This is a genomic window from Psychrobacter sp. DD43, assembly GCF_904846555.1.
In the GTDB taxonomy this organism is placed as follows: Bacteria; Pseudomonadota; Gammaproteobacteria; order Pseudomonadales; family Moraxellaceae; genus Psychrobacter; species Psychrobacter cryohalolentis.
The window spans coordinates 117,954-130,361 of record NZ_CAJHBE010000006.1 but is presented as its reverse complement, the minus strand read 5'-3'; the positions used below and the strand labels follow the sequence as shown (position 1 = coordinate 130,361).

Annotated in this window: 12 protein-coding genes and 1 tRNA gene; 4 read left to right on the top strand and 9 right to left on the bottom strand. The window is 42.8% G+C overall.

Annotated elements, in window-relative coordinates; all coding sequences use genetic code 11:
* Positions 1–77 precede the first annotated feature (77 nt).
* Complete coding sequence (locus tag JMX89_RS05150) at positions 78–758, top strand: TetR family transcriptional regulator (protein ID WP_011513857.1); 681 nt, start codon at positions 78–80, stop codon at positions 756–758.
* Positions 759–807: 49 nt separating this feature from the next.
* Here JMX89_RS05150 and gspK read toward each other — a convergent pair whose 3' ends face one another.
* From gspK to tsaA, 8 genes are all read right to left on the bottom strand, one after another.
* On the bottom strand, positions 808–1,881 hold the full coding sequence (gspK, locus tag JMX89_RS05145) for a type II secretion system minor pseudopilin GspK (RefSeq protein ID WP_201532287.1): 1,074 nt from the start codon (positions 1,879–1,881) through the stop codon (positions 808–810).
* Between the two features lie 3 nt (positions 1,882–1,884).
* On the bottom strand, positions 1,885–2,733 hold the full coding sequence (gspJ, locus tag JMX89_RS05140; protein WP_201551043.1) for a type II secretion system minor pseudopilin GspJ: 849 nt from the start codon (positions 2,731–2,733) through the stop codon (positions 1,885–1,887).
* Positions 2,730–3,209 carry a type II secretion system minor pseudopilin GspI gene (gene gspI, locus JMX89_RS05135; RefSeq protein ID WP_201532289.1) on the bottom strand — a complete coding sequence of 160 codons (480 nt, stop codon included), beginning with the start codon at positions 3,207–3,209 and terminating at the stop codon, positions 2,730–2,732. Before gspI ends, gspJ begins: the two co-directional genes overlap by 4 nt.
* A 3-nt stretch (positions 3,210–3,212) precedes the next feature.
* Positions 3,213–3,896: a prepilin-type N-terminal cleavage/methylation domain-containing protein gene (locus tag JMX89_RS05130; protein ID WP_201532290.1), complete on the bottom strand. Its 684-nt coding sequence runs from the start codon at positions 3,894–3,896 to the stop codon at positions 3,213–3,215.
* 176 nt (positions 3,897–4,072) lie between these two features.
* On the bottom strand, positions 4,073–4,756 hold the full coding sequence (locus JMX89_RS05125) for a TetR/AcrR family transcriptional regulator (RefSeq protein ID WP_011513862.1): 684 nt from the start codon (positions 4,754–4,756) through the stop codon (positions 4,073–4,075).
* 233 nt (positions 4,757–4,989) lie between these two features.
* Positions 4,990–5,778, bottom strand: coding sequence for a TatD family hydrolase (locus JMX89_RS05120; RefSeq protein WP_201532291.1), 789 nt, complete (start codon positions 5,776–5,778; stop codon positions 4,990–4,992).
* 150 nt (positions 5,779–5,928) lie between these two features.
* Positions 5,929–7,716 carry a GspE/PulE family protein gene (locus tag JMX89_RS05115; protein ID WP_201551042.1) on the bottom strand — a complete coding sequence of 596 codons (1,788 nt, stop codon included), beginning with the start codon at positions 7,714–7,716 and terminating at the stop codon, positions 5,929–5,931.
* Between the two features lie 63 nt (positions 7,717–7,779).
* Positions 7,780–8,622, bottom strand: coding sequence for a tRNA (N6-threonylcarbamoyladenosine(37)-N6)-methyltransferase TrmO (tsaA, locus tag JMX89_RS05110; RefSeq protein WP_201551041.1), 843 nt, complete (start codon positions 8,620–8,622; stop codon positions 7,780–7,782).
* Positions 8,623–9,020: 398 nt separating this feature from the next.
* Here tsaA and JMX89_RS05105 point away from each other — a divergent pair, with 398 nt between their 5' ends.
* Positions 9,021–9,794 carry a ferredoxin--NADP reductase gene (locus tag JMX89_RS05105; RefSeq protein WP_011513866.1) on the top strand — a complete coding sequence of 258 codons (774 nt, stop codon included), beginning with the start codon at positions 9,021–9,023 and terminating at the stop codon, positions 9,792–9,794.
* A 139-nt stretch (positions 9,795–9,933) separates the two neighbouring features.
* A tRNA-Leu gene (locus JMX89_RS05100) sits at positions 9,934–10,020 on the top strand.
* A 231-nt stretch (positions 10,021–10,251) separates the two neighbouring features.
* Here JMX89_RS05100 and JMX89_RS05095 read toward each other — a convergent pair.
* A complete protein-coding gene (locus JMX89_RS05095; RefSeq protein WP_201551040.1) occupies positions 10,252–10,905 on the bottom strand; it encodes a TetR/AcrR family transcriptional regulator in 654 nt (217 codons plus the stop codon).
* Positions 10,906–11,144: 239 nt separating this feature from the next.
* Here JMX89_RS05095 and JMX89_RS05090 point away from each other — a divergent pair, with 239 nt between their 5' ends.
* Positions 11,145–12,296 (top strand): acyl-CoA dehydrogenase family protein, encoded by a 1,152-nt coding sequence (locus tag JMX89_RS05090; RefSeq protein ID WP_201551038.1) that lies wholly within the window; start codon positions 11,145–11,147, stop codon positions 12,294–12,296.
* Positions 12,297–12,408: the final 112 nt, after the last annotated feature.

Genomic DNA, 12,408 nt, shown 5'->3' with positions numbered 1-12,408 from the left:
ACATTTAAGCGTATTTCATTCGTATTTTTGCAATGAAATGAGTATGATAGACATCTATCAGTTAATTTTGAAATATTATGAGCAGTCGCGAACAAAAAAAACTTCAAACTCGGCACGCCTTTTTTAATGCAGTGCTCGATTTATGTATGACAGGACAATCTTTTAGCTCTATTAGCCTTAGACAAGTCACGCGCGAGGTTGGTGTCGTGCCGACCGCATTTTATCGCCATTTTGATGATATGGAATCGCTCGGTCGCGCTTTGGTGATTGAAGAGTTAGGTGGTACATTAGCCACTTTGAGTGAGAGTTTGCATATTGGACGTAAACGCAGCTTTGAGCGTCAAATCGCCAAAAGTATTCAGCTATTCTTGCATATGGTCAGTGAGCAACCCTACTATTGGCAGTTTTTGGTCAGTGAGCGCTATGGTGGCTCGGACGCCGTCCGTAAAGCCATCAATGAGCTTATCAAACAGCATGGGGGAAGCTTAGCAGACGATTTGGCCTTACAACCTGCTTTTACCCACATTAATACTTATGATCGTAGACTGCTGGCTGAGGCTGGGGTCAATATGTTTTTTTCTTGGATTATTGATTGGCTAGAGCTGACTTATACTGAAGATCATGATGATGAAGTCGACTTGGCTGAAATTGAACAACGAAAGCAGCTGATGCTACATAATTGTACGCGCCAAGCACAGATGTTGTTTTATGGCGCTTATAATTGGAAATCTACTGAAGAAACTCATTTAAGTGATTAATAAGACATATATTTGGTTGTTTTTGATGATTATCGTTTAGTGATAATCATCAAAAATTCGGTCGAAATGCCCAAAGTCGTTGCGTCACCACGCGAACCTCTTTGGGCTTTTTGTTATCAGCGTTTTTATTATTGCTATTAGCATTATCGCTGTTATTGCTATTTGCCATAACATCAGTAGCAGTCTTGCTAATCATGATGGTTGCATAGCGTTGTCTTACCTGACTAACGGTTGCATTATCCGTAGCAGTGATAAGTGCCGTAAAAGCTTGGCTATCAACTGCCAGGAGTGGCGCTAGTGCTTTTCGTTGCTTATTATCCAAACTGCTTAATATTGGCAACTGCCATATCTCATCAATAGACTCGACTACTTGCTTTTCCCGCAGGTCAACGATGGTTTGCATTTGCTGGCTAGTCGCGCCGTCGATTAGAGCAGCAAGTATCACCGGACTGGCTGTATTCATATTAATAGGTAAATAATGTGGCACTACTGTGATGTAAGGTCGTAGCACTGCCAATACTTCCGCATTGATGCCTTTCACATTTTGCAGCTGATCAATATTGACCAATCGTTGATTGGGTAAATCGTTATCCACTAAGCTATTAGACTGCTGGTTATAAACCGTACTTTCATCGCCGCCATCTTGATAAACCTCACTGTCTGCATCTTGATAATCAAGAACAGCAATAGCAATATCTGGCGCCAAATTCAATTGGGTTAATAGCCGTTGAAACACTGCCAAAGCATTACTATCAACTGCGCCGTTTTGATATAAATTATTGATATTAAAGCGACTGGCTTCATCACGTATTTCAATGCCAATACTATGTGTGCCCAAGGTATAAGGGGGTACAGGCTTTGCCCAGATATCTTGCGTACTATCAGTGTCATTTAGATTAGCATCGGCACGAATCATCGTAACCGCTAGTTGCTGACCGGCATCGATATCTTGTAAGAGCTGGTTTTGATCAAACAACAAACCGCTGCGTCTAATCGCAATTTTTTGGCTGGCAAGCATCGCCCCTGCAACCACCGTAATACTAACCACTAGTAATAAAATGGTGAGTAGCGCGACACCACGCTGAGAGTCGACTTTCATGGGCATAACTGGCATGCTTGGCATATATTAAATTCCATTCCCTGAATTATTATCTACATTGCCATTGGCTGCATCATTGTTACTATTGCCGTTGCCGTTGCCGTTGCCGTTGCCGTTGCCGTTGCCGTTAGAATTATCAGGAGTATTCTTTTTATTGGCACTATTATTTGGTATTGGCTGCGGAGCAAGCGCCCACTGCCAGGTAATCGGCATATCTTGATAAGTGAAAGTGATAGCAACTCCTTTCGGTAGCAGCACACTCTCAGGCTGAGCAGTGGTTGACGCCGCCCCTTGTCCAAATTGGCTATTCAAGCTGGCATTGTTACTATTACTGTCTTCATTGGGAAACTTTGTACTCATTTCTGGCAAATACGCTTGCCATTGCCCTGCTGTCACCCCTTCAAGTAATACACTGTCCAAGCTGATGCTATCACTGCCACCTACACTCGCATATTGACGGCGAATCAAACGCTCATCAGCAAAAATATATTCGACGCGCTGCATACTAGGACTGCTTTGGTATCGAGGATCAGGATCAGCAAAACGGACAAAGCTGACACGTGCCCTATCCAGATTCATAAAAGGTTCAGGCGCAGGCTGTAGTGCATTTTCTTGATTGCTATTATTTGCATTATCAACATTTGAAGCACTGGCACTTTGAGTATTTACTGCTTGATAAGGAATGATTTGCCCCATATCTTGCTGTAGCTGCAGATAAGCATATTGCAAAACGGCTAAATTATCTGCATGGAACTGGGCACGTTCTCGAGCACGATTGACGCTATCAAACACCTGCCAGCCTGCCACTGCTAGCATTGCAAATATTGCCATAGCAACCATAAGCTCAAGTAAGGTAAATCCATGCTGCGATTTCACAGACTACCTCCATTTGGGTTTGAGCCAGTCAAGTCCAAACTACCTATATCTTGCTTTGAGTTGCTCAATATCACATTGATATCATTGACTGCGGTACGCGTCTGACCATCTATGATAGGCGCAACGGCGATATTCACTTTTTTTAATGCTGGCGTTATATCCTGACTCACAGTCATCGTAATTTGCCAGTCGCGTCCTTGGGTATTGATTGTTTGGGTACTATTAGCAGTTAGCCAGGTGTCTTGAATACGTAAGTCAGCAGCAGCATTTTGGGCAACAAAATGTGCAAGCGTACGTGTCCGTAATACATCGACCGAGCTTAAATAAGCACTACTGGCACGGCTCGCAGCCACTGCCACAACCGCTAAAATCGCTAGAGCAACCATCACCTCAATCAAGGTAAATCCGCTCTCAAGCTTTGATAGGATTGGCTTTCGGTTTATGTCGTTAGGTTTGGCTCTGTCATTATTTATCATCGGTTATTGCCCTTGACCTATCGACACACTGCCATCGGGCATAATCGTAATGACCTCACCTACCAGACGCGAATTATGGCGTACTTCAATGGTCACCGGTGCTGCTTGCCCTGTACCAAACCATAATACTTGCGGCACTGTTTGATCTGTAAACCAAGGTTGCAGTGCTTGGATTTGTCCTCTATTTGACATATTACCAGCATCTAGGCTTTGTATGGCTAAGCTCACCCCAGCAGGCAGCTCAGGCAAAGTGACTTCGGACTCAAGCTCCCAGCTTGGTGTTGGTAATTTATCTTTAATCCCACTAGACATACTGGATAAATCGGCAGATAGCTCCATTGAATTCTTAGGCGTACTGTCTCCACTAGACGACGCCGAGGTATCAGTTTGATAAGCCACATAAGGATTAGATAGAGTGACAATCACAGGGGTAATTTGACCTTGCTTATTGGCTTGCAGACTCAAACCCATCGGCTGCATACGTTCAGCCGATAACAGCCTAACATAGCTTAATGAATCCGTCAGATGCTCATAAAAAGCACGATTTTTACGCGATTCACTACTACCTACTGACAAACTCATCATGCCAGCGAATATAGACAAAATAACGACGACGACAACAATTTCAACCAGTGTAAAGCCAGCTTGGGTGTGATGATGTGTCATTGATGATGAGAGTTTTGACATACAGAGGTCATCTAGGATGGCGTCATTCTTTTAAAAATGACGTTATATTGGGTGAGATATAAAACGGGAGAGAGGATTGATCATATCAAGTAAAGGTTAATGTGCTGCTATATAGCATATAACAACACAGATTTTTATAAAATAACGACTCATGGTTTTCACGTTACAGTAAAAACCTAATAATTGGTGTTGCGATGTTCCTCTGACTCAGTATCAATCTGTTCGACCAATTCCTGCATGTCCTCATCCATCACTTCATCCTCAGCCGCCGGGTAATGGCTTGGCAGCTCTAGCATTTGTTGGACAAAGGCATAACGCAGAGTGTCGCGGCGTCCCAAATAACGCTGATAAAAACTTGAGTTCAACAGCCCTGCACCGCCCTGACCCATTGCCCAGATAGACGATAGATAATCACGCGTGCTTAAGCTACTGTGCTCATCCTTTAGATAAGCACTGATGATATCAATCAAGCGCTTCATGCGCTGACGGCGAATATCATACAGCTCACCAAATAAGCGGTTAAGACCTGTCACTGATGCCGCCAAACGCTCTTCGATTTGATTGAGTAGCATGGCTTTTTGTGGATTAAATAATTGCTGGAAAATCATACGAGCGACGCCTGCTGATGGGCAATCGTCAATACGATTAATCTCAAACAGCTGCTCTTCATAACGAATGATAATACGCAGATAGAGCTCATCTTTACTAGAGAAATGCTTATACAATGTGCCTTTAGCCAAATCAAGCTGGTCTGCCAAGCTGTCTAAAGTGATGTCGCCATCGCCTGACTCAAGTAGCAATTGCTCTGCCATTGCTAAGATATTCTCTTCTCGTACCTTGAATTGATGCTGACGACTCATAACTTCTCCTAAAACTTGACAATATCATGCATATGACCACAGTTCGTATTGGCATATCGGCATTCGGAGTATCAAATACTTCAAAGACTGCGCGACGAACACAATAAAGAAATATGCGTATGTTTGCTAAATAATCATTTATAATCATGTACTTATATTTAACGCTGCAAGGCGGCATGCATAAAACAGCTGCCACTTGCAAGAAATGACTGAGTGGTCATAGCATAACCATTTTAATGATACTGTGCTAGTAAATTCTCAAAGTTTTTTGCAGTCAGTGCACCGACCTCTTCGCTACTGCAATCATACATCTCTGCAATACAACTGGCGACATAAGGCACGTAAGCTGGTTCATTCGGGCGACCACGTTTGGGGACAGGCGCTAGATAAGGGCTATCCGTTTCGATCAATATCCTGTCTCTTGGCATATTTTTTGCCGCATCTTTGATATTTTGCGCGCTTTTAAAGCTGACAATGCCTGAAAATGAGATGTAAAACCCTAAGTCTAAGGCATGTTTTGCGGTTTCCCAATCTTCGGTGAAACAATGAATAATGCCATGCTCAGCACCTTCTGCTTTTAAAATATCAATCGTATCTTCTTTAGCATCACGCATATGGATGACAAGCGGTTTTTTTAGGCTTTGGCTGGCATGAATATGACGGGCAAGGCTGGCTTGTTGCGCTTTTTTATTTTCTGTCGACCAGTAATAATCAAGTCCCGTCTCCCCTATTGCCCACACATGGTCAGCGCTAGCCGTTTCTATCAAACGTTCAACGGTTGCAGATTGTAAAACGCTGATATCTTCACAAGGATGAATACCAACGCTCATGCCAAGATTGAGCGTTTCATCGCCGTAGGTGCTGACGATATTGGCAATCTCATCATATTCAGCAAAATCACACATAATTGCCATCGCGCGCGTGACATTGGCTTCTTTCATCGCGGCAATTGCGCCAGACAATTGACCATCGTATTTGGTCAAATCTAAACGGTTAAGATGGCAGTGGCTATCGGTAAACATAAACAATCTCGTTATAGTCATTTTTAAAAATTATTGGGATAAAAATTTCAATTTGTATGGTATTTATTGTTTTGAAGCGGGCACTTTTCAAGCACTGCTTAACAAACTTACTTTTAATGCAATGGCATCTTTTAATATAGCGGCTCTCTACTAATGCAAAGGTACCACGCGCATCACCTCTTCCATGGTCGTTACCCCTTCACTAATACGCTTCGCACCCGATAGGCGTAATGGCTGTACGCCTTCACGGTATGCTTGCTGCTTTAATACATCCAGATTGGCATCAGCAGCGACCAGTTTTTTCAACTCATTCGATAATGGCATAATCTCATAAAGACCAATACGACCTTGATAACCGGTATGGCGACAGTGTTCACAACCCTGCGCTTTATAAACTTGTGCTGGCACTGGGGCGCGCCATGGCTGAACCAACTCCTGCCATTGAATAGCAATCTCGCTATCTGCCGTAACATCCACGGCTTGCTTACAATGTGGACATAATGTCCGTAACAGACGCTGTGCCATGATGCCCAAGATAGTCGCTGAGGTCAAAAAAGGCTGAATACCCAAATCGTGCAGTCGAGTAATTGAACTTGGCGCATCATTGGTATGTAAGGTTGAGAGCACCAAATGCCCTGTCAAAGACGCTTGGACTGCCATATTGGCGGTCTCAGCATCACGAATCTCACCAACCATAATAATATCAGGGTCTTGACGCATTAAAGAGCGAATACCATCAGCAAAATGTAAATCAACCCCTGGATTGACCTGCATTTGGTTAAAAGCCGGCTCAATCATCTCAATCGGATCCTCAATAGTACAGACATTGACTTGCTCAGTGGCGAGCTGCTTGAGCGTACTATATAAAGTGGTCGTTTTACCTGAACCCGTCGGACCGGTAACCAATATAATGCCATTTGGATGCGCGGTCAGCTCGTGCCAAGTCTCCAGCTGCTTACCTGACAAACCAAGCTGAGCAAATGAGCGTACTAGTACCTCAGGGTCAAATACCCGCATAACCAACTTTTCACCAAAGGCAGTCGGCATCGTGGATAAACGCAGCTCCGTCTCTAAGCCTTTTGGTGTACGTGTTTTTAGTCGCCCGTCTTGTGGTTTGCGTTTTTCTGCAACATTGAGCCGTCCCAAGATTTTAATACGTGCCGTTACCGCCACTATAATAGCGAGTGGCATCTCATAAACACTATGCAGCACCCCATCAATGCGAAAACGCACCTTGCCCGTCTCACGACGTGGCTCTAAATGGATATCACTGGCGCGCTGCTCAAAGGCATATTGCAACAACCAATCGACGACTTTGACAATATGTTGGTCATTGGCATCGGGGTTGGTATTGTCCCCTAGCTGTAATAGTGCTTCAACATTAGTGATATCAGATGCGGCACGTTTATGTAGTGAGTTCGCCCCTGCAATCGCTTGCGTGACTTGGTAAAATTCTTGCCGATAGCGATTGATTTGTTCAGGATTAATAAAGACTGTACGATAGCTTTTTGACTTAATGAGCTTTTCAATATTGCCATGCCAATCGGTATAAAATGGCTGATCGGTACCTATAACCACCTCATCAAGCGTTACTTCAATCGGCAAAATATGCTGCGATCGTGCATACTCAAACGACATCAGCTGCGTCACTGCCGGTACATCGACTTTTAACGGGTCAATACGGACAAGCGGCATATCTGCTTTGGCAGCCAACCATTGATTGAGCCATGCCAAAGTTAATTTATTTTCAGTATTATTATCAAGTGCATGACTATTAGGCAGACCAAACTCACTTATAGTCAATAGCGGATGCTGACCCTTAGTGCGGCGGCTGGTAATGACGAGATTATAACCCCGTTGGTCTATCACTCGATCTGCCAGCAACTCATCAAGGCACCAACGCAAATCAATTACTATCGAATACTGTTGAGCAGGCATATTTTTTCTTCTTTTATGGTTTAAAGCATTTGTGCAATGTCGATATTCATCTTACCTCTTAGACTATATTGTGTCGATATCCGTTATCTGTAATTCACCTGGATCTATCAACCGAAAACTTACATCAACAGATTTATAGCGCATGATAAATGGTGTATGTGTCTCTTTACGACGATAGGCAGGGCGTGGGTCTTGGGCTATCAATGCTTTGATATTATCGAGATCAGATATAAGTAACTGTTTCTGTATTTTATCAATGACCGCTTTTATCGTTGCTTTTTCATTGTGAGCGGTTTTTTCTGCTTCATTATGAGTATGTTGCTTGTCTATAATTTGCACAAACTGCTCATAGGCAACTTTAGTGACAGTCACATCCAACAAATGCGGCGCAGAGGGCGCAAAGCCGCTTTGTGCATCAGGTAACGCATCACTATAAGCCACATAAGGCTTGATATCGATGATTGGCGTACCATCTATCATATCAGCACCGCTAATGATAAGTAGCACCCGTCCTTCTACAATCTCAATAGCTTCAAGCTTAACCACAGACAATCCAAGCGCTGAGGGTCGATACATACTGCGACTGGCAAACACGCCTATCTTTTGATTGCCGCCCAAACGCGGCGGTCGCACTTGCGCACGAAAGCTGCTATCCGCTTTATTAGCCTGTTTATCTTTATACAAATAGTTGTGATGAAACTGCCAGCTGACCCAAATATGGCTAAAATCTTCCAAACCAACAAACGCAGCTGGCGTATCATAAGGCGCAATCATCTCAATCACGCTGGTCAATGCAACCAGATTTGGCTGTCTTGGCGCGCCAAACTTCTGTGAAAGCGGCGCACGATGGTAGCCGATAATTGGTGCTATATGATTACTCAATGAAGAAGCAGTCTGACAAGACATAAATCAAATCCAAAAAACAAGGTTTTATAGTTCCACATAAGCGCTATACAAGCCATCTGTGACTAATTATAGATAATAACTCACTAACGATATTCCATTTTATCATGCTATACCAAAGCCGCTTGACGGATTTTTATTTTAAAGTTTGTTATGATGAGCGAGAAATTTATTGAGAATGGCTTGCATTCATCATTAATGGCTTAAAAATCGCGGTCATGCGCGCCGCATCACCTTATAACGCCGAATAATAATGTTAAAATAACAGAGTGATGGCTTAATTAGCATTGATAGCATTCATCTTCTATTAAAATTTTGCACCATTTTGACTTTATCATGAAAAATGGGTATTCAGCATTTATTTAGATTGATACAGATTACCACTTACTAACGAGGAATTTATGTCAAAACTTCGCACCGAAACGGTTACAGAGGTTCATCATTGGAATGATGCACTATTTAGCATCAAAACCACACGCGACGACGGCTTGCGCTTTCGCAATGGCGAGTTTGCGATGATTGGTTTGGTCGTTGATGGCAAGCCGTTGCTGCGCGCTTACTCGATTGCCAGTCCTAACTATGAAGAGCATTTGGAGTTTTTCTCCATTAAAGTGCAAGACGGTCCTTTAACGTCTCGTCTGCAACATATCAAAGTTGGTGATGAGCTATTGGTCAGTAAAAAACCAACGGGCACTTTGGTATTAGATGATCTATTACCGGGTAAAAACCTTTATATGCTCTCAACTGGTACAGGTGTTGCACCATTTTTAGCATTAGCACGTGACCCTGAAGTCTACGAGCGTTTCGAAAAGGTCATATTAGTGCATGGTGTGCGCGGTATTAGTGACTTGGCTTATCGTGACATGTTCGAAAACGAGCTGCCGAATGATGAAATTTTTGGTGAAGATTTCCGTAAGAAATTCATCTACTACCCAACGGTCACTCGCGAAGAATTTAGAAACACTGGTCGTATTACCGACTTAATGAAATCTGGCAAATTTTTTGAAGATATCGGACTGCCTCCGATGAACAAGGAAGATGATCGCGTCCTAATCTGCGGTAGTATGCCATTTAATGCTGAAGTCTCAGCTATTTTGAATGATTTTGGTCTAACAGTATCACCGCGTATGGGTGTTCAGGCAGATTATGCGGTTGAACGCGCCTTCGTTGGTTAAAATCTAAACTTTTATTCAAAATACAATAAATAATTCTTGACGCTCAAAAATAGGCTGCTATAATACGCAGCCTATACAGAGATAACCCTGTAGCCCAATTCGATAATGTTTGCAGTATATAAACTTTATCACCTAACACGCCGGTGTGATGGAATTGGTAGACATGACGGATTCAAAATCCGTTGCCTTTAAAAGCGTGTCGGTTCGAGTCCGACCACCGGTACCAATTAGCAGTACAAGTAAGTTCGAGAATGACCAATTAGCCCATACGTTTAAAGCGTTTGGGCTTTTTTGTGTCTGTAGTTATCTGTATAAAACTGAGATTAATAACAATAAACTTAACAGTAATGACCCTTTTTACTGTTTTCATTAGTTAAAATGACTGTCTAACGATAAAAGTTAAGATTGGAGACGCTGTTAGAAAGTCAGGTTCTAATATGGTCTAGGCGATAAACCATTACACTTTCTCTGTTTCAGGCTTAGATATCGCTCGCCATAAAATCACAAATAGCGCGTCAAATTCTGTGTTTATCGGCGTATTGGTCTGCCGCATAATATGCATAAAACCTAGACGGCTGATAAAACCCATAAACACATCAAACAAAATATATAGCGGCACACTGTCATTCAATACACCCCGTTTTTGCCCATCTTCTAATACATCCAAAAATGCACCAATCAGCTCTTTATTCTCATAAATAGCAATACTGCGAATGCGGGATACCGATATCGAGGACAGCACCATCACTGCATCTGGATGGCTGTCGACAAAATCAAAACATACCCAGAGTGTCTTGCGCAATCGATCTTTTACGCTATCAATCCCTTGTAAGTGATCCATGATTCGCTCAGCCAGCCTACCAAGCACGATATCCATAATTGTATTAAACAGGGTTTGCTTATCACCAAAGTATTTATAGAGCGTTTGCAATGAAACGTTGGCAGACTTTGCAATTTGAGCCATCGTTACTTCACTAGGGTCGAAGCCTGCGAACACTTTACGAACCGCTTGCTCAATCTTATCCAAGGTGGCAGGTCGCATATCTGATAAGGGCGCTAAATGTTGAGGGGTCTCAATACCATCCTTTTGCTTGACCGCCTTCATTGTCATTACTATTTACTCCCTTATAATCTACTTAGACTAGAGTCAATCACTTTACTCAATAAGCCAATTTTATATAAGGTAAGATGTATTACCATTTATTTTAAACGTGTTGAATAAAGCCTTTTGCTCATCTAGTATATCTTCTACAAGTTTTTATTTACAGGGATTTGTAATAGTAAACTAAAGGGTAATATAAATTACCCTAAATATTAATTTAAACACCATAACTATCAAGGATGAACCACATGAGTATTGAAGCCTTTGCCTCAAACTGGATGACCGAAGAACATAGCATGGTCTATGACAGTGCTTTGAAGATGTTTAAAAGCTGGGAAGATAAAGACGAGCAGTGGCGTGAAAACGGAATGATTGATCGCGCAGCTTGGCACGAGGCAGGCGATATGGGCTTTTTATGTGCGTCTATGCCTGAAGAGTACGGCGGTGGCGGTGGTGATTTTGGTCACGAAGCCGCTATTTTGTTAGCGCAGGCACAGGCAAACCAAGCTGGTTTTGGCGGTATGGTTCACTCAGGTATTGTTGCGCCATATATCTTAAAGCATGGGACTGAAGAGCAGAAAAAAGCATGGCTCCCTAAACTGGCTACGGGCGAATCTGTTGGCGCTATCGCAATGACTGAGCCAACGACTGGTTCTGACTTACAGGCAATCAAAACCTATGCGGTTAAAGATGGTGACGACTATATCATCAACGGTTCAAAAACATTCATCACAAATGGTCAGCACGCAAACCTTATCGTATTGGCTTGTAAAACGGATCGTGATCATGGCGCTCAAGGCGTGTCTCTGATTGTCGTCGAAACGGATGGTTTAGAAGGCTTCGAGCGCGGTCGCAATCTTAAAAAGACTGGGATGTCCGCTCAAGATACCTCAGAGCTGTTCTTCAGCAATGTCCGTGTGCCACAGAAAAACCTCTTGGGCGGTATAGAGGGTCTTGGCTTTATTCAAATGATGCAAGAGTTGCCACAAGAGCGTTTAATCATTGCGCTAAGCGGTTGCGGCGCTATCAAGCTGGCGCTAGAGTTGACACTTGAATACGTAAAAGAGCGGGAAGCCTTTGGGAAGTCAATTTGGAAGTTCCAAAATACTCGCTTTAAGCTCGCTGAAGTTCAAGCCGATTACCTAGCCGTAAGAGCGTTATGTGACTCTGCTGTTGAAGCGATGATTAATGGCACTCTAACTGCACCGCAAGCGTCATTAATCAAGTATTGGGTGACCGAAAAACAGTGCAATGTCATGGATGAATGCTTACAGTTATTCGGTGGTTACGGCTATATGACAGAATACCCAATTGCTCGTATGTATGCTGATGCGCGCGTCCAAAAAATATACGGCGGTACTAATGAGATTATGAAGGAATTGGCCTCACGCTTTATGTAATAGCGTTGTGTGAAACCAAGCCGCTTTATAAAAACCGCTACATGCAAATAAATACATGCCAGCCAATATACAAATGTTATTAAGCCAAATGTTCTTAACTATTGAATTGAGG